Consider the following 19,927-nt stretch of genomic DNA (forward strand, 5'->3'; position numbering starts at 1 on the left):
CGTGCGATGGGTCAGAACAGGCATGAGTACCGCAGCAGATACGGAACGACAGCCTCCGATGACGGCTTCGCAGCGGTGGGTCCTGACCCTCACCTCGCTGGCCGCGTTCATGATCGCCCTGGACGGCACCATCGTCACCACGGCCCTGACCACCATCCGCAAATCGCTGAACACCTCCGTGGAGACACTGGAGTGGACAGTCAGCGCCTATATCCTCACCTTCGCCGTGCTGATGCTCACCGGCTCGGCCCTCGGCGACCGCTTCGGCCGCCGCCGGGTCTTCGTGGCCGGGCTGGCGCTGTTCACGGTGTCCTCCGCGGCCTGCGGCCTGTCCTCGAGCGTCGGGGAGCTGATCGCGGCGCGCGCCGTGCAGGGCGCCGGCGCGGCGGTGGTCATGCCGCTCGCGATCGCTCAGCTCGGCGCCGCGTTCCCGCCGCGCGAGCGCGGCCGGGCCATGGGCGTCTCGGCCGGCATCATCGGCCTGGCCACGGCCGGCGGGCCGTTCGTCGGCGGCGTGGTGGCCCAGGGCCTGGCCTGGCAGTGGCTGTTCTGGGTCAACGTCCCGGTGGGGGTGCTGGTGACCGCCGGGGTGCTGCTGAAGATGGGCGAGACCCGCGGGCCGCAGGCCCGGCTGGACCTGGTCGGCGTCGTGCTCACCACCGGCGGGGTGCTGGGCCTGGTGTGGGCGCTGGTGCGGGGGAACGACGCCGGATGGGTGTCCGCGGAGACGCTGGGCGCACTGGCTGTCGGCACGGTGCTGACGGTCGCCTTCGTGTTCTGGGAACTGCGCGCCCCGGCCCCGATGGTGCCGCTGCGCTTCTTCACGCACCGCGCCTTCTCGGCGGGCAACGTCGCGAGCTTCACCATGACCGGCGCCATGTACGGGCAGCTGTACTTCCTGTCGCAGTACTACCAGACCGTCCTGCACTACGGCCCGTTCGGCGCGGGGGTCCGGATGATGCCGTTCACGGCGACGCTGCTGGTCTTCGGCCCGCTGTCCGGCCGCCTGGCGGACCGGCTGGGGGAGCGCCGCCTGGTGTCCGGCGGGCTCGCGGTGCAGGCGCTCGGCCTGGCCGGCATCGCGCTGCTCGCGGGACGGCACGTCTCCTACCCGGCGCTGATACCGGCGCTGGTAGTGAGCGGGGTCGGGGTGTCGACGGCGATTCCGCCGACGCAGAAGGCGGTGGTGAGCGCGGTGCAGCCGCAGCAGATCGGGCAGGCGTCGGGGGTGTTCAGCATGCTGCGACAGTTCGGGGCGCTGTTCGGCACCGCTGTGGCGGTGGCGGTCTTCGCGGCCTCCGGGAGCTACGCGAGCCCGCAGAAGTTCACGGACGGGTTCAGCGCGGCGATCGGGATCGGCGCCGGGCTGGCGGCGATCGGGGCGGTGGCGGGGTTGATGCTGCCGCGGCTGCGGCGGGTGGGGGCTGAGGCTGCTGCTTCGGCGGAGCGGGAGGTTGTCGCGGCGGGTTGAGGTGCGGTGGGTTGTGCACCGCCAGCCGCCAACGCGAAACGAGTCGCTCAACCGAACCGCGCCACCAGCGGATCCGTCTTCAACCCGCGCGAAGCCGTCAGAAAACGCCTTTAACCCGCATTCCGACCGTAGTGCACCAAGAAAACGGTCATGGCCGGCCCGAACCCCCGGACCGGCCACAACCGTGGGCGAAACCGCGATACCCGCGCGGCCCGCCCGCACAGAGGCGAGGGCGAAGCCCCCTTACTGCCCGCCGCCCTGCGCAGCCTGCGAATATCCCTCGAACTGGTTCATCTCGCGGTCGTAGCGCGTGGTCAGTCCGTGGCCGTACGCCTGCCAGAAGGTCTCCCGCTGGCCGTTCACCGTCGTGTGGGTGTTGCCGTAGATGGTCTGGTCGTAGTCGATGCGGGCGTCGTGGAACGACTGCTGGAACTGGTCCGGGGTCATGCCCTGCAGGGTGGCCATGTTGTCCGCCGGGACCGAGTTCGCTGTGCGGGTCGGGTCGTCGCCGGTGGCCATCGAGTTCAGGATCGCGCGGGTGCCGCCGATGCCGCGCATGTGGGCGCTGGAGGCGATGGCGGCGCGGATGCCGGGGTCGGAGAAGTCCTGGGCGCCGGCCTGGTCCGCGTGCTGGTTGAGCAGGTCCGCGACGACGGCCTGTTCCTGGGGGCTGCCCTGGCCGTACTGGTTGCGGGCGGCCATGATCTGGTCGTAGCCGTTGTGGCTGCTCTGGCGGAAGCCGTAGACCTCGGGGACGCCGCCCTGGTTGCCGCTCGCGCCCTCGGAGCGCATCAGGTTCCTGACGAAGCTGTCGGGCAGGCGGTGGGTGTTCGTCGCCGCCGCCGCGGTGGTGGCCGCGGCGTGGGCCGCCGGGGTCGGGGTCGCGGCCGGGGTGGTGGTCGCCGGGTGCTGGGCGCCGTTCTGCGCGGTGGTGGTCTGCCCGTTCAGGGACAGGCTCTTGTAGCTGTCGGCGGTCTTCTGGTCCAGCGACTCATAGTCCTTCAACACCGTCGTGATCGCGCCGGTGAGGGTCTCGACGAAGCTGACCACCTTGCCCAGGCTGCCGACCAGCTGGCTGTGCAGGCTGTTGTTGGCGCTGCCGACGGCCGAGCCGATGCCGGCGAAGCTCATGATGTCCAGCACCAGCGTCTCGACCTCGCCCAGGGTCGAGTGCGAGCTGCCGGTCATGGACTGGAACTGGGCCAGCGCCGTCTGGACTCCGGGGGAGGAGACGGTGTACGGCGGGAGCGTGCTGCTCCCGATCTGGGTCGACATGATCGCTCCCTGTCAAGGCCTGTCAAGGACGGTGGTACGGGCATGAGGCGAGGGCCGGACTTCGTGCGGCGCGGGGTCGGGCGCGGCCTTCGCCGCGCCCGCGCGCCCTCCTACAGGTCGCCGCCGATGACGCCGGGGGACACCGGGGCGCTGGCGCCCCACACGTCCTCGGTCTCGACCAGCCACGCCGGGATCCGCCGGTTGGCGTCGCCCCCCATGCCGGCCCCGGCCATGCCGCTCATCGGCATCATCGGCATCATCCCGCCCCGGCTCGCCGCGGCCGCCGCCGCGCCGCCGGCGCCCAGCGCGCCGCCGGCGAAGTCGTTGGCCACCGCGCCGGTCTCCGCGGCGGTGAAGTTCTTCGCGGCGTCCGCCGCGGCCTTGGCCGCCGACGGGTCGGCGCCGCCGATCCCGCCGATCGAGCCGCCGCCCCCGCCGCCGAACTTCCCGCCGAGCTTGCTCGCCAGGTAGCGCGAGCCGAGCACGCCGGCGGCGTCCGCCGCGGCGCCCTTGTTCGCGTCGTTCTTGGTGCTGTTGGGGTTCGCGACGGGGGTCAGACGCCCGGTGATCGGCGTGTTCTGCTGACCGGAGCCGGTGGTGTTGCCGATCGGCATCCCGGCGGCGCCGGTGGTGCCGCCGACCAGGCCGGTGGTGGTGGCGAACTTCCCGCCGGCGGCCGCCGCGGCCGCCGCCAGGCCGACCGTGAACATGTCGCCGAACAGGGACTGCGAGGCCTGGTCCGGCTGCCCGGGCGTGTTCGGCCCGCCGGGCGTCTGGTTCTGGGTGGCGTTCTGCAGCAGTACCGGGACGCCGTTGGCGTCCAGCACGACCGGTGTGGCGTCGGTGCTCAGACCGTTGCCCGGGCCCGTGCCGTTCACCGTCGGGGTGGCCCCGCCCGGCGTCGGGGGGAAGCGGTCCTGGGCGACCACGTAGCTGTCGGCCAGCGTGTTCATCACGGCCACGGCCTGCGCGTGCGCGGCGTTGGAGGCGCTGATCGCGGACTGCTGCGCCTGCACCGCCGCGACCGCCTTGGCCTGGTCGGACTGCATCTGCGCGGCCGCGGCCGGCGAGGTGGTGGCGTCGATCGACAGCGGGGTGGTGGCCAGGGCCAGGGTGGTCGGCGGCACGACCGGGACGTCCACCGCGGCCGGCATCGCGGCCCGCGCCGCGACCAGCGAGTCCACGGCGTCGTAGGTCAGGTCGCGCATCTGCAGCGAGGTCTCGGCGACCTTGCGCAGGCCGCCGATCAGGTCGGTGACCATCCGCTTGTACTCGTCGGAGGCCGTGCCCTGCCACTCGCCGTCGAACGAGCGCAGCCGGCCCTCCAGGTTCGAGGCCTGCTCGTGCAGCATCTTGCCGGTGGCGTCCCAGGTCTGGGCGGTGGTGGTGCCGGTGGCCGGGTCGCTGGCGTAGAGCATCGCGGTCAGTTGGGCCAGGCTGTACTGCGAGAAGTCGGTGACTTTCTCTGACGGCGCGGTCACGGTCACGAACCTCCCTGCGGATTGGTGGCGGTCCAGGGGGCGTCCTGGCCGGGGAAGACGGGGGCCGGCGCGGGGGCGGACGGCATCGCGGCCGAGCCCGGGTCCGGCGGCGGCGTCCACAGCGGCAGCGCGCCGCCCGAAGCGTTCGACGTGCTGTCGAAGCTCACCTCGACGCTGACGTTCGTCGAGGAGCCGTTGGAGCCGTTGCCCTGGCCGGCCGGCGGCTGGTTCGACCTGGACTTGGCCGCGCCGCCCAGCAGCGCACCGCCCAGCAGCGCGCCGGCGAGCGGCACCGCCGTCACCGCGCTGACCGGCGAGGCGAAGGGGCCGCTCGTGTTCTGGTTCGGGACCCCGGGACCGGGACCGTTGTACGGGCCGGGCTGGTTCCCCTGGCCGTTCTGGCCGCCCGGCCAGTTCGGGTCGCCCTGGTGCTGCTGGCCCGGGTTCCCGTACTGGTTGTCGTTCTGCCAGGAGTTGTCGCCGGAGCCGCCGCCGTAGACCGTTCCGGGCGGACCGCCCAGGCCCCAGGCGACGCCCTCGTCGGCGTTGCGGTAGCCGTCGGCCACCGTCCCGGTGACGTCCCCGGCGAACGCGATCGCCGTCTTGACCTGCCCGAGCAGGTTGAACATCTCCTCGACGGCGGCCTGTTCGCCGGCGCCCAGCGCCCAGGCCTCATGGAAGGCGCCGTACTGCGGCGCGGTCCCGCCCATGGTGGCGAGATGGTCCATCGGGGCCTGAAGGCTCTGGATCTGCGTCGTGAACTCGTCGGCGAAATCGGTCAGCGACTTCAGGTGGATGGAGAAGGACTGTTCGGGCGAGGGCTCGGACATCGCTCACAGCTCCTGGTGGATTTATGGTCGGGGCTGGGGTGGCCGCAGCAGGGGCCGGATGGGACACGACCGGGGCCGTGGGCACGGCGGCGGGAGGGGGGTCCCGCCGGGTTGGGGGGTCGCCGTGCCCGACGGCGGTCCGGTCAGGCGAAGTAGCTCGTGTTCTGCTGCTCGAGCGCGTACTGCAGGTCGTGGGCCTCGTTGACCTTGGCCGAGAACTGGTTGATGGTCGCGATGATGTCGGAGGTCGCGGCCCGCAGCTTGGTCTCGGCCGCGTCGGCCTGGACACCGGCGGAGGAGCCGGACTCCACCCACGTCTGCTTCATCGGCTGGAGCGTGCGCAGCAGCTCCTCCAGGTACGAGGTGAGCGCGGCGGCCTTGGCGGACAGCGAGCCCGCGCTGGCCTGCAGCGCGCCGAAGTTGACGCTGATCTGGTCGGCGGTCATTGCCTAGATCCCTTCTGGAAGTCGGTGTCGGTGCTGGTGGATCAGATGCCGCCGAGGCGGGACAGCGTGGCGCTGCTGTTGCCGGCGCTGCCGGCCAGCGAACGCAGGGTGTCCGACACCTGGGAGTCGCCCGCGCCGTAGTTCTGGAAGCTCTTGTTCACCAGGTCCGACATGACGTCGATCTCGCGCGAGGCGACCGTCATCTGCTCCTGCAGCTCGGTGTGCAGGTTCCAGAAGGCGATGGCCTGGCTGCCCTGGTACTGGGCCAGCGTCGAGGTCAGGTCGTTCTCCAGGTCGGACATGGTCTTCTTCGCGTTAGCGGCGCACTCCGTGAAGCCCTGGATCGCCTGCGTCATCGCAGCGGCGTCGCTCAAGAAACCGGGACCGGCCACGAGGGCCACCTCCTTCTGTCTGGGAACCCGTGGTTGGGGGTGGCCGGAGCAGGACCTCCGGCCGATAACCGATACGCTAGGGAATCTGTGCACTACCACCACACGGCACAACTGCCGGTTGAGGCGACGGCACAAGTACCCACGTGATGGTCCGTACACCGTCAGTGCTCTTATGCGCTGCCGGAATCACGCCGCTCATTCGCCTTCTGTTCAGTCGGTTCGGATCGGTTCGTCGGTCAGTTGGCCGGCGGCGTCCAAGCCACCTGTGCCTGTCCGGGAGCCGTCCGCCGGTGCACGAGGATCCCGCGGCCGGGAGGCTGCGGGCCGGCCTTCACGTTGCCCAGCAGCGGCCCCTCGTCCTTGCTCCCGGACATCACCAGGCCCGGCGAGCCGAGTTCGCGCAGGCGCTGCAGTACCGGCTCGAACAGCCCGCGTCCGGCCCCGCCGGCGCCGCGCGCGACCACCAGGTGCAGCCCGATGTCACGAGCCTGCGCCAGGTATTCCAGCAGCGGCAGCAGCGGGTTGCGGCCCGGGATGGCGACCATCTCGTAGTCGTCGACGAGTACGAACAAGTGCGGGCCCTTCCACCAGGAGCGCTCGCGCAGCTGCTCGGGGGTGACCTCCGGGCCCGGCAGCCGGCGGCGCATCGCCTCGGCGCAGTCGTTGATCAGCTCCACGGTGGCCGGCTCCGCGGCGGCGTAGCCGAGCAGGTGGTCGCCGGTGACCGCGTCCAGCATCCCGCGCCGGTAGTCGATGACCGCGATCGCGGCCTGCTCGGGGGTGTAGTCGGCCATGATGCCCGCGGCGATGGTGCGCAGCAGGCCGCTCTTGCCGCTCTCCACGTCGCCGAAGGCGATGAAGTGCGGGTCGGCGTCGAAGTCCGCGTACACCGGCTGCAGGTCGGCCTCGGACAGGCCGAACGGCACCGCGCGGGGGTTCGGGCGCGGCGTGGGCAGCAGGGCCCGCACCTGCTCCGGCGAGACCTCCGCCGGGAGCATCCGGACCTGCGGCGAGGGCGCCCCGGTCCAGGCCGCGCTGATCCGGGCCACCAGGTCCGCGGTGCCGGTGCCGACCGTCTCGGCCGAGGTGCCGCCGTCGATGCGGGGGAGCGCGGCCAGGAAGTGCAGCTTGTCCGGGGTCAGGCCGCGCCCGGGCCGGCCGGCCGGGACGTTGGCCGCCGCCCGGCGGTCCACCAGCGATTCGCCCGGGTCGCCCAGGCGCAGCTCCAGCCGGGTGCCGATGATGTCGCGCATCGCCGGGCGCACCGTCATCGCGCGGTTGTTGGTGATCACGACGTGGATGCCGAAGCCCAGGCCGCGCTGGGCCAGCGCGGTGATCGGCTCCTCCAGCGCCTCGTAGTCCGCGCGCAGCGTGGTCCAGTCGTCCACGACCAGGAACACGTCGCCGAAGGCCCGGCCGTCCTTGGCGAACGCGCCCAGCTCCGCGCGCCGGCCGCGGAACGCCGCCGCGGAGTCCACGGCGTACTGCGCGAACAGCTGCTCGCGTTCGGCCAGCAGCGCGGTCAGCTCGCCGACGATGCGGCGCACGCGCTCCCCGTCGCGCCGGGTCGCGTACCCGCCGACGTGCGGCAGCCCGCTGACCGAGGCCAGCGCGCCGCCCCCGGTGTCCAGCAGGAAGAACTGGACCTCCTCCGGGGTGTGGGTCAGCGCCAGCGAGCTGATCAGGGTCCGGACCATGGTGCTCTTGCCGCTCTGCGGCCCGCCGATCACCATCACGTGGCCCGCCGATCCCGACAGGTCCACCCACAGCAGGTCCCGGCGCTGCTCGAAGGGCTTGTCGACGAGCGCCAGCGGCACCGTCAGCCGGCCCAGCCCCGCCCAGCCGACCGGGCACAGCCCGCGCAGCGGGTCCGGGGCCAGGTTGGTCAGGATCGCGTCCAGGGACACCGGCTCGTCCAGCGGCGGCAGCCAGATCTGGTGCGCCGCCGGGCCCTGGCCGATCAGCCGGGCCACCATCGCGTCCATGATGCTCGGGCCGGTGCCGGCCGCCGGGGTGGTCAGCTCGGCGGGGTCAGGTTCCGCGGTGGGCGGCGGCGCCGAGGTGTCGACCACCCGGTCCAGGGTGAACGGCAGGATCCGGTGATGCCCGCTGCCGGCGGAGCGTTGCCTGCGCGCCGGCATCGGCCCGGAGACGTAGGCCGCCTTGAACCGCAGCAGCGTCTCGGTGTCCGTCTTCAGATACGCCGACCCCGGGACCGACGGCAGGTGGTAGGCGTCGGGCACGCCCAGCACCGCGCGGCTCTCGGCCGCCGAGAACGTGCGCAGACCGACCCGGTACGACAAGTGCGCGTCCAGTCCACGCAGCCGCCCCTCCTCAAGACGCTGCGATGCCAGCAGCAGGTGGATCGCCAGGGACCGGCCCAGCCGGCCGATCATCACGAACAGGTCGATGAGCTCGGGCCGGTTGGACAGCAGCTCGCTGAACTCGTCGATGATGACCAGCAGCGCCGGCAGCGGCTCCAGGTCGGCGCCGCGGTCGCGGGCCCGCTCGTAGTCGCGGACCGAGGCGTAGTTGCCCGCCGCGCGCAGCAGTTCCTGACGCCGCGTGACCTCGCCCTGGATCGCGTCGGCCATCCGGTCCACCAGCGTCAGTTCCTCGGACAGGTTGGTGATGACCGCGCAGACGTGCGGCAGCCCGGCCATGCCGGCGAAGGTCGCGCCGCCCTTGAAGTCCACCAGCGCCAGGTTCAGCGTCTCGGAGGAGTGGGTGGCCACCAGGCCGGCCACCAGGGTGCGCAGCAGCTCGCTCTTGCCCGAGCCGGTCGCGCCGATCACCAGGCCGTGCGGCCCCATCCCGTCCTCGGCCGCCTCCTTCAGGTCCATCTCCAGCGGCCGGCCCTGCGGGTCCAGGCCGATAGGGATCCGCAGCCGGTCCCGCGCCGAGCGCGGCAGCCAGGTGCGGGCCACGTCCAGTTCCTCCGGGTCGCCGATGCCCAGGAGTTCCGGCAGGCCGAAGTTCGCCGACATCGGGGAGGCCGCGGCCGTCGGCGCGCCCTGGTACGCCCCGGCCAGCCGCCGGGCCAGGGCCTCGGCGGTGGCGGTGTCCACCATGTCCGGGTGGCCCAGGAACTCCAGGTGCCGGTCCTTGCCCTCGCCGGCGACCATGCCCATCCGGTCGCCGGTGACGTGCAGCCGGCCCTGGTGCGGCCGGGCGATCGGGGACGGCTCGGGGCCGACCAGGTCGATGATCGTGACGCCGTGCAGGCCGGACAGCGGCGCCAGCGTGGTGTCGCCGTAGGTCCGGCCGCCGTCCACGATCACCAGCAGGTGCGGGTTGTCGGTGCCGGCCGAGCGCCCGGCGCCGAAGGCCGGCCGGGTGCCCAGGTCGTTGCCCAGCAGCTCGGACAGCGTGCCCAGGTCGCCGGCGGCCAGCCGGGCCGGGCCCACCGCGTCGGAGTTGGCCGGCTGCGCCTGGGCGTGCGGCAGCCACTTGGCCCAGTCCCAGGTCGGGCGCTGGTTGTCGGCCAGGCAGAAGGCGACCTTCAGGTCCTCCGGGGCGTGGAACGTGGTCAGCTGCGCTATCAGGGCCCGGACCAGCGGCACGGTCAGCTCCCGCTCGCCGCTGACCGAGACCGAGGCGAACGCCTTCAGCGACAGCGCCACCGGCAGGTCCGGGACCGTCATGTAGGTGCGGATGAACTGCCGCAGCGAGGCCGAGGACACCGGGTCCAGGTCCTCCAGGGGGGCGGTCTGCGGCGCGCGCAGCGGGGTGGCCAGCCGCTGCGGGCCGCGGCCGACCCGGGCGTGCCCGAAGTCGTCGTCGGTGCGGCGCCGCTCCCAGGCCCGGCCCTGCGCCACCCGCAGCCACAGATCGGCCGGCTCCGGGCGGGTGATCGCCAGGGTCGCGCGCTGCGCCGCCGCCACGTCCCGCACCTGCCCGCGCAGCGCCGCCAGGTAGCGGTGGTAGTCCCGGCGCTCGTTGTTGATCTGTGCCTTCTTCTGGGCACTGCCCCGGGTGAGCGACATCAGGATCATGCCGATCATGGTGCTGCCGTACAGGGCGCCGAAGACGTACGTCATCGCGCCGCCCTTGCTGCCCATCGAGTAGAAGGACATGGCGCCCATGCCGAGCATCATCGGCAGCATGAACATCAGCTGGTTGAGCCCCGCGCCCGAGCCCTTGGCCAGGACCGGCGGCGCCTGCAGCTGGATCTCCCCGTTCGGCGACCCGCCACCCCGTTGGCGGTCGGTCGCTCTGGGCGGGGTCAGGGTGGTCGGCATCACCGCTTGGTCACTCCCGCAATCCTTGTTTCGCCTTTGAGATGCGGGCTTAATTTACGGCGCCGGAGGCTGAGGACAGGTGGGTACTTTTGCCGTCCACCAGGTCCGGGTGGCCGCTCTAGCCTGAAGGCCGATCATCGACGACCCTTGTGACTTCCACCCCCGACACCAGGCAGGCGGTGCGACATGGTATTTACGATACCGAACTCCAGCGCTATGGACGCTACCGCGATGGGCGGCGGCCCCGGCACCTTCGTGGCCCAGATCGCCACCGGCTCCCCGGAGAGCATCGAGAAGCTCGTCGCCCAGCGGCTCAAGCAGGCCGAGCAGTTCCTGGCGCTGATCAACCAGGCTCGGACCGCGACTCAGAACCTGGAGAAGGCCTGGGGCGGCCAGGCGTCGGAGACGGCGGTGAAGAAGTTCACGGACACGCTGAACTCCTTCGAGCAGATCGTCAAGGTCATCCAGGTCTCCTCGGACCTGCTGACCACCTCCAGCACCCTGATCAAGGCCGCGCAGACCGGCTACACCAGCGTGGTCAACGCGGTGAACCCGACGGTCCAGTCCCTGGCCTCGAACTGGTGGACCTACTGGGCCGCGGTCTCGCTGTCCACCTCGGTCAGCGCCACGCTGCGGGCGTTCATCAACGGCATCGAGGCGATGCTCTCGGCCCTGGGCGGCGGCCAGCTGATGCAGGAGGTCACCGCGGTCATCAAGATCATCGGTGACATCGAGAAGCTGATCGGCTCCGGCTCGCACGGCAGCCAGGTGCCGCCCTCGGGGGCGTTCAACTCCCCGTCCACCACGGGCACGAACAACCAGCTCAAGGCGCCGCCGCAGATCGCCAGCACGACCGGCCAGCAGGTGGCCGGCAGCGGGCAGGACCCGACGGCGGCCCAGACGCTGAGCCAGTACCAGCAGAAGATGAACAGCGGGATCGGGACGCAGTTCCAGAACGGCGCGAACGGTGCCAACGGTGCCAACGGTGTGACGACCGGCACCACCATGCCGACCGGCGGCGGCGTGCCCTACACCCCGCCGGGGATGACGGTCGGCAACGGGGCGACGATCCCGGGCCAGACGACCGCGAACGGCCAGCAGGGCCAGTTCCCGACCACCCAGATCCCGAACACGCAGATCCCGAACCTGACGATCCCCAACACCCAGATCCCGGCCAACGGCCAGTACCAGTACCCGCCGGCCACGAACGTGGGCGCCCAGAACAACAGCGGCTGGACCGCGGTCAACCCGCCGGCCAACTCCGACACCCCGGTCGTGGCGCACCCGGTCACGCCGACGCCGGCCCAGCCGGTCACCCCGACCGCGCCGGCCCCGGCCACCCCGGCGCAGCCCGCCACCCCGGCCGGCGACATCACCGTCACCACCACCTACGACGGCGTCTCGACCACCGTGACAATGCCGGTCGGAACGCAGACGGATGTCACCCTCGTCGACCCGACGAATGGCAGCCAGGTCCACGAGCACATCTCGGCCGGCGTTTCCTAGGAATTCTCGATCGGAATACGTGATCGCGGCTCAGGCTAAGGCGGAGTAGATAGTCAATGGAAAGCATCGACTTCTCGACGAATGTGAATGCGCTCATGGAGCGCATCCACAACCAGCAGGCGGATATCGAGCGCATCCAGCGCGAGCTGGAGGTGATGGAGGTCGTCGGGGCCAGCCGGGACGACGAGGTCCGGGTCACGGTCCGCGGCAACGGCCAGGTGGTCGCGGTCGACATCGACGACTCCGCGGTGCGCGAGAACGACGCGTACGAGCTCGGCCAGCTGGTCAAGGAGGCCGTCAACGACGGCCTGCGCCGGGTGGCCGAGGCCGGCAGCGCCAAGTTCAAGCCGATGATCGACGCCGCCCAGTCCGAGCCGGGGAGCTGAGCGTGCCGGGAAGTCACGCCGGCGGCGGCGGAGCGCTGACCATGGCCTCGGTGTCCGCCCCCGCCGAGGCCCCGAGCCGCATGACCTGGGCCCGCCGGGCCACCGTGGTGAGCCCCCGGGCCCGGGTCGACGTGGCGCTGCCGGTCCAGAGCACCTTCGCCGAGCTGGTCCCGGAGCTGGTGCGGCTGTCCGACGCGCAGCGGCACACCGGCCCCGGCCACACCGGCTGGGTGCTGACCCGGCTCGGCGGCGCGCCGCTGCCGGCCGAGCTCACCGTCGCCGCCTCCGGGCTGCGCGACGGCGACGTGCTCTACCTGGTCCCGCGCGAGCGTCAGGGCGCGCCGCTGCTGTTCGACGACGTCGTGGACGCGATCGCCAGCGCCTCGGAACGCTCCGACGGCGCCTGGCGGCCGAGCACCGCGCACCGGGTCGGCGTGGCCGGCGGCGCCGTGGCGCTGGCCGGCGCCACGATGCTGCTGTTCGCGCTGCTGTCCGGCAAGGTCGCCGCGCCCGCCGCGGTCGGCGGCGCGCTGGTCGCGCTGCTGGTCGCCGGGGGCGTGCTGGCCCGGGTGGCCCACGACCGGCGGGCCGCGATCGCGTGCGTGGCGGCCGGGCTGCCGGCAGCGGTCATGGCCGGTCTGTCGGCCGCGCCGCCGCACAAGCTGCTGCCGCTGCACGGCGGCTCGGCGGCGTTGGGCCTGGCCGTGCTGGCCGCGTACGGCATCGCGGCGATCGTGACCGTCAAGCACTACTCGGCCTGGTTCGGCGCCCTGGCCGGGGCCGCCGTCCTGGGCGGCGGCACGGCCGCGGTGGTCGGGATGGCCCACGCCACCGCCGCGCACGCCGGCGTGGTGCTGGCCGTGTTCGCCACCGCGCTGGCCGCCGGCGCGCCGATCCTGTCGATGCGCCTGGGGCGGCTGCCGCTGCCCCGGGTGCCCTCGGACATCACGGCGTTCCGGGAGAACGAGGAGCCGACGCTCGGACCCGACGTGCTCGACCAGACCACGACCGCGCAGCGGATGCTCACCGGCCTGCTGGCCGCGCTCGGCCTGTCGGCGGTGGCCGGCGCCATCGCGGCGCTGAAGGCCCCGGGGACCTGGCCGGTGGTGTTCGTCAGCCTGCTGAGCGTGGTGTGGATGCTGCGCTCGCGCGCCTACACCGACACCGTGCAGCGCGTCCTGCTGGTCGGCAGCGGCCTGGTCTCGCTGGCCTGGCTCGGCGGATCCCTGGTGGTCCGGCACGAACAGGCGCTGCTGCTGGCCGGGGTGTCGGTGCTGGCGCTGGCCGGCCTCGGCTGCTTCGTCTACGCCCGGCACGCCGGGCAGGGACGGCACTCGCCGTACTGGACCCGGTTCATGGACGTCGCGGAGTTCCTCAGCGTGGTGGCGCTGCTGCCGATCGCCGGGGTCGCCCTCGGGGTGTACCAGCACCTGGGGCACATCAAGCACTGATCGATCGCATAAGCCTGATCGACGGGGTCGGCGGCCGGGCCATTCGGGCGGACCGGCCGCCGATTCGGGCCCTGACCAGGACGACACCATCCTGGTCAGGGCCCGATGCTTCTGCCTCAGCGGTGGACCGCCAGCGGCATCGTCCGCAGCACGAACTCCTGCTGGCGGCCGTTGGCGCGGATCGCCGGGAACGGCGGCCGCAGGCTCTCGGCGTCGACGCCGGCGATGCGCAGCGCGGCCTCCCCGCGGATCCGGCCCCGCGCGGTGCGGCTCAGGGTGTAGGACGCGCAGGTGAACGCCGCGCCCGGGGTCCAGCGGCCGAGCAGCACGGCCGGGTCCAGCGCGCGGTGCGGCTCGTAGCAGATCTGCCGCAGGGCGCCCGCCGACCAGTCGCGCCAGGTCTCCTGCAGGGCCGGCGGGGCCGGATCGGCGCCGTGCATCGCGACCATCAGCTCCTGGCCGAGCTCGGCCTGGTCCAGCGCGTCGGCGCCGTAGCCGGCCTCGTCCAGGCGGGACACCAGGCCCAGGGCCGCGCTGGCCACGGCACGCGCCGAGCCGAGTTCGCCGCCGCCGCGGGCCAGGGCCGCGTACGGGGCCTGACGGGGGCGGTAGCGCAGGGCGAGCCAGGTCACGCGCATGGGGGCGAGGTGCTGTGGCTGGGGCTGGGATTGGGGTGCCGAGGGGGAGCCTGGCTGACCTTGCCCTGGCACCGGCCCCTGTCCCTGTCCCTGTCCTTGTGCCTGTCCCGGCCTCGGGTAGTCGGTGATCGCCTGCATGGTCACGGTCTCGGACAGGTCGGGGGAGGGCATGGTGCGCAGGCTCTGGGTCTCGGACAGGTCCGGCGAGGGCATCGTCCGCAGACTCCCGGTCTCCGACAGGTCCTGCGAGGCCAGATAGAGCTGCCGGCCCTGGTGAGGGTCAGGGCTCTGCTGCTGGGGCGGGGCCTCCGGCGGCGCCGCCGTCCAGACCACGAGCTGCGCGCTGGCCAGCGGGATCGTCGTGCCCGCATAAGCCTCGCGCAGCACCTCCATCAGGGCGCCGATCTGCGGTTCGGCAGTCGTGCGCAGCCGCACCGCCGCGACCCAGCCGCCGTCGTCGGCGGCCAGGCCGACCCGGTTGCCGGCCCGGTCGACATACTCGCCCAGGCCCAGGTCCGGCAGCAGGGCGGCGAGCGGCTCGGCGACGCCGCCGGAGCCGTTGCCCTTGCGGCGCGTGCTCATCCGGCGGTAGCGGTAGCGGCCCTGGGTGTCGGCCCACTGCGCCAGGTGCCGGCCGCGGAAGCGCACCGAGGTCATGCCGACCAGCGCGCCCGCGCCGGCGTAGGCGATGCCCTCGGTGGTCGCGGAGTGGCCGTAGCCGGCGACGGCGGCCAGCGCGGCCGCTTCCCAGGCCACCGTCTGCCAGCCGCGCACCGGGGCGATCCAGTCCAGGGCCGCCGAGCCGCGCGGCACCGCGGCCGCCGTGTCGGGGGCCGCCGTCCGCTCGATCGGCGTCGGGGCAGGGGGAGCCAGCATCTCGGCCGCCGGCGCGGCGTGACTGCTCATCGCGGACACCATATTCCCACCCGTCTCCCACCACCACCCGTTAAGGAGTCGCTTCGCGACCCGGCCCAATGAGCGTCGGGAACGACGACAATGCGCCGCCGCGCCTACCGTCACCGCCGTCGGGAAATCGACGCGAACCGGCCCCCGCATATCCTTTTGGCGCCCGCTTATCATACGTATACTGGCTCCGGTTCGTACAGCGCTCCCGCCCTCGGAAAAGGCGGAAATCGCCGCCGCGGGCCGGCCGATTGCCGATCACGAGAAATACCGGGGCGCGCGAAGTGTGGACTGAGCGGGACCAGATCCAGGCGTACCAGTTCCTCCGACGGCGGCTGGTGTCCGCCCTGGTCACCTCCGACCCCAACCACCCGACCTCGCCGCACCGCCGGCTGGTGATGGGCACGGTCCTGGGCACGGTGGCCACGATGCTGACCGCCGCCGGCTTCGGCATCAGCGGCATGATGGCCCCGAGCCCGCCCCCGGACTGGCAGCACACCGGGCTGGTGATCGTGGACTCCGACGGCGGCGGCCGCTACGTCCTGGACAACAGCGGCGTCCTGCACCCGGTGACGAACCTGGCCTCGGCCCGCCTGCTGGCCAACGGCACCAAGACCGTCACCGTCACCACCGCCCTGCTGCGCGACGCCCCGCGCGGCGCGACGCTGGGCATAGCCAACGCCCCCGACATGCTCCCGGACGCGGCGAACGTCATCCCCGCCCCGGACCCCGTGGCCTGTTCCCGCGCCACCTCGGACATCCCGAAGGTGACCGGCCCGGTCGGCGCGCTCCTGCTGGCGAACGCCGGCGGCGCCACCTCGGCCCTGACCGGCATGGTGCCGCTGCCCGACGGCAGGGCCCTGCTGGTCCAGACCCCGAAGGGCGAGCGCTACCTGATCACCGGCGGCCTGAAGTACAAGCTCGCCGACGACTCGGTGATGACCGCCCTGGGCTACCAGACCGCGACGATCCTCCCGGCCGCGGCGAGCTGGCTCAACACCCTGCCCTCCGGCCGCGACCTGGCCCTGGTGACGGTGCCGGGCGTGGGCAGCGCCGGCCCGCGCGTGGGCGGCACGAAGCGCAAGGTCGGCGAGGTCCTGACGGTCAACAACACGGTGACCGACAAGACGCTGTACTACCTGGTCCAGGCGGGCGGCCTGGAACCGATCCCGCAGATCGAGGCGGCCCTGATCGTGGCCGACAACGCCAATGCCGCCGCCTACACCGACGGACCGCAGCAGCCCCGCGCGGTCTCGGTGTCCGACGCCACCGCCGTCCCCTCCACCCCGGCCGGCGACGACACGAAGGGCTACCCGGCAGGCGTCCCCACCCCGGTCGCCGGCCTCGGCGGCAGCACGGTGGTCTGCGCCACCGGCGACGGCACCGCCCCGGCGCAGATAGCGGTGAGCCTCGCCTTCCCGCTGCCCCAAGGAGCCCGCACGGTGCCCACCGGCGCGCCCCAGGGCGGCGCCGTCGCCGACGAGATCTACCTGCCCCCGGGCACCGCCGCGCTGGCGACGATCCACACCGACACCACCACCCAGCCCGACGGCACCCAGCAGAACGCGCCGGTCTACCTCATCACCGACGCCGGCACGAAGTACCCGCTCACCGACGGCCAGGCCCGCGCCGCCCTCGGCTACGGGAACAACGGGCCCACGACGCTGCCGACGACGGCGCTGGCGATGCTGCCGACCGGGCCGGGGCTGGACGAGGCGGACGCGCAGAAGGCGGTGGTGGTGGGGAACTGAGGGTGAGGGGCGCGACAGTCAGGCCCAGGCCCCGGCCGCTGCCAGAAGCCTGATCACCCGATCCCCGATCCCCGATCCCCGATCACCGACCGCGCGAACCCTCAATCCCCCCGCAGCGCCCCCACCACCAAAGGCCATGCCTGCGCACCGAGCCGCCGGTCGGCCTCCTCGCTGCCGCCGTAGTCGAACTCCTCCGAGGCCGCATGCCCCGCCTCGCCCGGGAACAGCACCCGGTGCCCGGCATCGCCGTGGCTGATCAGCCGCACCGTGCGGCCTGCCGCCCGCCGCCGTTCGGCCAGGCGCAGCGCGTACGTCATCGACGGCCACATCCGGTCCTCGCCACCGGCCACCAGCAGCAGCTCCGCGCGTGCCTGCTCGACCGGGATCGCGGCCGGCGCGATCTGGTCGGCGAAGGTCTTCTCGCTCAGCTCGTAGAGTCCGCGGACGGCCCGGGGCCTCGGCGGTGCCGTGTCCCACCAGGCGTCGTCGTAGGGCACGAAGGGCAGCGGCTCGCCGCCCCACGTCCACGACGAGTGGTACGGCGTGCGCTCCCCGTCCGGACCGGGTCCGACGTTCCCCCACACCTGCGCGGTCGGTGAGATCGCGACCACCGCGTCGACCCGCGGGTCGCGGATCGCCGTCAGCATCGCGGCCTCCGCGCCCTTGGACGTTCCGACGATGCCGATCCTGCGGGCTGCTCCGCGTGCGGACAGGAAGTCGACCGCCTCCGTGAACGTCTCCAACGGCAGCTCCCAGATTCCCGAGCGCTGCCCCGGACCGCCGAACCACCTGATCGCCAGCGCCGTCAGCCCCTGCTCGGCGAGGATTCGGGCCCGCTCGCGCAGCACCCGGCCACTGGAGCCGGACACGACCACGACCCCGGCTTCGCTCCCGCCCTCCGGTTCGCAGAGCACGCCTTCCCAGGGCTCCGACAACTCTCGCTCGACGACGTTGACGACGTTCACCCCGAAAGTCACCATGATCGAACCCTACCGAGCCGCCCGGACAGCCGCCGGGACAGCCCTCAGGCCACCTCGTCACCCTCGACCGGCACCCACAACGTCACCGACGTCCCGTTCCCCACCCGAGACCCCACCCCCGCATGCCCGCCGACCTCGGCCATCCGAGCGGCGATCGACTCGCTCAGCCCGAACCCCGGCCGGTGCGCCGCCGGATCGAACCCGTTCCCGAAGTCGCGCACCACCAGCGTCAGCCCGTCCGGCTCGTCCCACACCCGCACCAGCGCCTCGCTGACTCCCGAGTGCTTCAGCACATTGCGTAGCGCCTCCCGCGCCGCCGCCAGCAGCGCGGCCCGCCGCTGCGGCGTCAGCCCGTCGTCGCCGTCCACGCCCTCGGCCGCGTCCAGGCGCATCCGCAGCCCGTCGCGCGCCAGCTCGGCCCCGAGCCCGACCAGTCCCTCGACCACGCCCGGCATCGCCCGCGCCGCCGAGCGCCGCGACAGCTCCCGCCGCAGCGCGACCGCCTCGGCGTGCGCGACCGCGCGCACCTCCCGCAGCCGCCGGGCCGCGTTGTCCGCGTCGCCCGGCAGCGTCAGCGCGATCGCCTCGAGGGTCTGCAGCACCGTGTCGTGCAGCGACCGCCGCACCCCGGTCCGCAGCCGCTCCGCGTCCCGGTGCAGCACCGCCAGGACCCCGGCCGCCATCAACACCGCCAGCAGCAGGACCGTGACGTCGCCCAGGAAGACCGCGGTCACCGCGACCAGGCCGTGCGTCCGCACCGCGTCCGCGCCGAGGATCATCGCCAGCCGCACCGCGACCCCGAGTACCGCCGCGCCCAGTCCGGCCACGACGCCCCGCACCAGCGTCCACAAGGCGACGCATCCCGCGAAGTACTGCCACGACACCTCGACCGCACGCGCCGAGGGTTCCGAGACGGTGCTCATCGCCAGATTCCCGGCGACCGCCAACACCGTGTCCGCCACGAGCAGCGTCCGGGTCGGGACCGCCCGCGCCGCGCCGAACCCGAGCGCGGCCGTCGCGGCGGCCAGGACCGCGCACAGCGCCAGCACCGGCCCGCTGCCCGAGGCCCCGGCGCCGGCCAGGTACACCAGCGCGGCGGCGGGCAGCACCCCGATCTGGAACGCGAGCGGGAGGGCGACTACATACTCGACGCCGTCGGCGTCCGTCCAGCCGCGCGCCGCCAGATCCCAGATCCGTGCGCGCTCCGCCGGAGGATCCGCGTCGCTTCCCCGCGCCGCGCCCGGGGCCCGCGCCGCGCCGACCCCCGCACGTCCCGCAAACCTCCCCGCCGCCTGCGCGACCCTCAGCACGCCGCCGACTCGGCGAGCACGCCGAGCTCGATCGCGGCCCGCGTCATGTCGGCCCGGCGGCGCGCGCCGATCTTGTCCCGGATCCGGTCCAGGTACGAGCGCACGGTCCGCACGCTGATCCCCATCGCCATCGCGATGTCCCGGTCCCGCTCGCCGGCCGCGACCAGCCGCAGCACCTGCTTCTCCTGGCCGGACAGCTCCAGGCGCGGACCGGCCTGCCGGTTCTGCTCGGTGGTCAGCACGATCGAGGCCAGCGTCGGGGAGACGTAGCTGTTGCCGGCGGCTATCTCGCGGACCGCGCGCAGGATCTCGGTGCCCTCGGACTCCTTGGACAGGAACCCGCGGGCGCCGGCCGAGATCGCGCCGAGCACGTCGGACTTGGCCGCCTCGCCGGAGACCACCAGCACCCGGTTGCCCATGCCGTTGATCTGCAGCACCGCCGCCGAGCCCTTGACGCCGGGCAGCGTCAGGTCCAGCACCACGATGCCGTCGCGGCGCGGGCGGCAGGCGACGAACTTGCCGACGCTTCCGGCGACCACGTCCACGTCCATGTCCCCGGCCTCCTCGAACAGCCGGGTGAGCGCGTCGCGGTACAGGGGGTGATCCTCCACGACGCTGACGGGGATACGGGAAGACTCCTGCTCGGGGCGGACGCGGGTGGCTTCCATGGCACGCCTCTCATGGGGCTCGGGGGCGGTTCGCTTCTGGCGGTGTGGACCACAAGCGCAGGCGGTGGGGGGTCGTCGCCGGCGTCGGCCCGCTGTGAGGACCACGCCGACGCCGGCGCAGGACCTAGTGTCATCACCCTGAGTCCGACGCGTCGTCGGTAAAACTACGTAACCCGCTACTACCTCTTACATCCGCGG

General features: G+C 73.0%; 15 protein-coding genes. 5 read left to right on the forward strand and 10 right to left on the reverse strand.

Translation table 11 applies throughout. The annotated features are described in order from the left end of the window. Positions 1-58 precede the first annotated feature (58 nt). Positions 59-1,471, forward strand: a complete 1,413-nt coding sequence (locus ABH926_RS14220; protein ID WP_370365989.1) for an MFS transporter — start codon at positions 59-61, stop codon at positions 1,469-1,471. 243 nt (positions 1,472-1,714) lie between these two features. Here the strand turns inward: ABH926_RS14220 and ABH926_RS14225 are convergent, their stop codons facing one another. From ABH926_RS14225 to eccCa, 6 genes are all read right to left on the reverse strand, one after another. Continuing rightward, positions 1,715-2,746 (reverse strand): hypothetical protein, encoded by a 1,032-nt coding sequence (locus tag ABH926_RS14225; RefSeq protein WP_370365990.1) that lies wholly within the window; start codon positions 2,744-2,746, stop codon positions 1,715-1,717. 110 nt (positions 2,747-2,856) lie between these two features. Next, positions 2,857-4,227, reverse strand: a complete 1,371-nt coding sequence (locus ABH926_RS14230) for a WXG100 family type VII secretion target (RefSeq protein ID WP_370365991.1) — start codon at positions 4,225-4,227, stop codon at positions 2,857-2,859. Positions 4,228-4,229: 2 nt separating this feature from the next. Further along, on the reverse strand, positions 4,230-5,057 hold the full coding sequence (locus ABH926_RS14235) for a hypothetical protein (RefSeq protein ID WP_370365992.1): 828 nt from the start codon (positions 5,055-5,057) through the stop codon (positions 4,230-4,232). Positions 5,058-5,200: 143 nt separating this feature from the next. Continuing rightward, complete coding sequence (locus ABH926_RS14240; RefSeq protein ID WP_370365993.1) at positions 5,201-5,503, reverse strand: WXG100 family type VII secretion target; 303 nt, start codon at positions 5,501-5,503, stop codon at positions 5,201-5,203. A gap of 41 nt (positions 5,504-5,544) precedes the next feature. After that, the gene (locus ABH926_RS14245) at positions 5,545-5,895 is read right to left on the reverse strand and encodes a WXG100 family type VII secretion target (RefSeq protein WP_370365994.1); all 351 of its coding nucleotides are present in this window, start codon (positions 5,893-5,895) and stop codon (positions 5,545-5,547) included. A gap of 236 nt (positions 5,896-6,131) precedes the next feature. Next, entirely contained in the window at positions 6,132-10,136 is a 4,005-nt protein-coding gene (gene eccCa / locus ABH926_RS14250) for a type VII secretion protein EccCa (RefSeq protein ID WP_370365995.1), read from the reverse strand. A gap of 216 nt (positions 10,137-10,352) precedes the next feature. Here eccCa and ABH926_RS14255 point away from each other — a divergent pair, with 216 nt between their 5' ends. The 3 genes from ABH926_RS14255 to eccD are packed head-to-tail and all read left to right on the forward strand — an operon-like array spanning position 10,353 to position 13,479. Continuing rightward, positions 10,353-11,642, forward strand: a complete 1,290-nt coding sequence (locus ABH926_RS14255; RefSeq protein ID WP_370365996.1) for a hypothetical protein — start codon at positions 10,353-10,355, stop codon at positions 11,640-11,642. A 56-nt stretch (positions 11,643-11,698) separates the two neighbouring features. After that, the gene (locus ABH926_RS14260) at positions 11,699-12,028 is read left to right on the forward strand and encodes a YbaB/EbfC family nucleoid-associated protein (RefSeq protein ID WP_370365997.1); all 330 of its coding nucleotides are present in this window, start codon (positions 11,699-11,701) and stop codon (positions 12,026-12,028) included. A gap of 2 nt (positions 12,029-12,030) precedes the next feature. Then, on the forward strand, positions 12,031-13,479 hold the full coding sequence (eccD, locus tag ABH926_RS14265) for a type VII secretion integral membrane protein EccD (protein ID WP_370365999.1): 1,449 nt from the start codon (positions 12,031-12,033) through the stop codon (positions 13,477-13,479). Positions 13,480-13,595: 116 nt separating this feature from the next. On the opposite strand, the gene ABH926_RS14270 is transcribed toward eccD, so the two are convergent. Continuing rightward, complete coding sequence (locus ABH926_RS14270) at positions 13,596-15,023, reverse strand: type VII secretion protein EccE (protein WP_370366000.1); 1,428 nt, start codon at positions 15,021-15,023, stop codon at positions 13,596-13,598. Positions 15,024-15,304: 281 nt separating this feature from the next. On the opposite strand from ABH926_RS14270, the gene eccB reads away from it, so the two are divergent. Next, positions 15,305-16,771, forward strand: a complete 1,467-nt coding sequence (gene eccB / locus ABH926_RS14275) for a type VII secretion protein EccB (protein WP_370366001.1) — start codon at positions 15,305-15,307, stop codon at positions 16,769-16,771. 101 nt (positions 16,772-16,872) lie between these two features. Here the strand turns inward: eccB and ABH926_RS14280 are convergent, their stop codons facing one another. Genes ABH926_RS14280 through ABH926_RS14290 form a run of 3 tightly spaced genes read right to left on the reverse strand, consistent with a single transcriptional unit; the run spans position 16,873 to position 19,729 of the window. Then, a complete protein-coding gene (locus ABH926_RS14280) occupies positions 16,873-17,751 on the reverse strand; it encodes an acyl-CoA thioester hydrolase/BAAT C-terminal domain-containing protein (protein WP_370366002.1) in 879 nt (292 codons plus the stop codon). Between the two features lie 44 nt (positions 17,752-17,795). After that, a complete protein-coding gene (locus ABH926_RS14285) occupies positions 17,796-19,061 on the reverse strand; it encodes a sensor histidine kinase (protein ID WP_370366003.1) in 1,266 nt (421 codons plus the stop codon). Next, positions 19,055-19,729, reverse strand: a complete 675-nt coding sequence (locus ABH926_RS14290) for a response regulator transcription factor (protein WP_194920442.1) — start codon at positions 19,727-19,729, stop codon at positions 19,055-19,057. Before ABH926_RS14290 ends, ABH926_RS14285 begins: the two co-directional genes overlap by 7 nt. Between the last annotated feature and the right edge of the window lie 198 nt (positions 19,730-19,927).

Origin of the sequence: Catenulispora sp. GP43, assembly GCF_041260665.1 — a bacterium.
Taxonomy (GTDB): domain Bacteria; phylum Actinomycetota; class Actinomycetes; order Streptomycetales; family Catenulisporaceae; genus Catenulispora.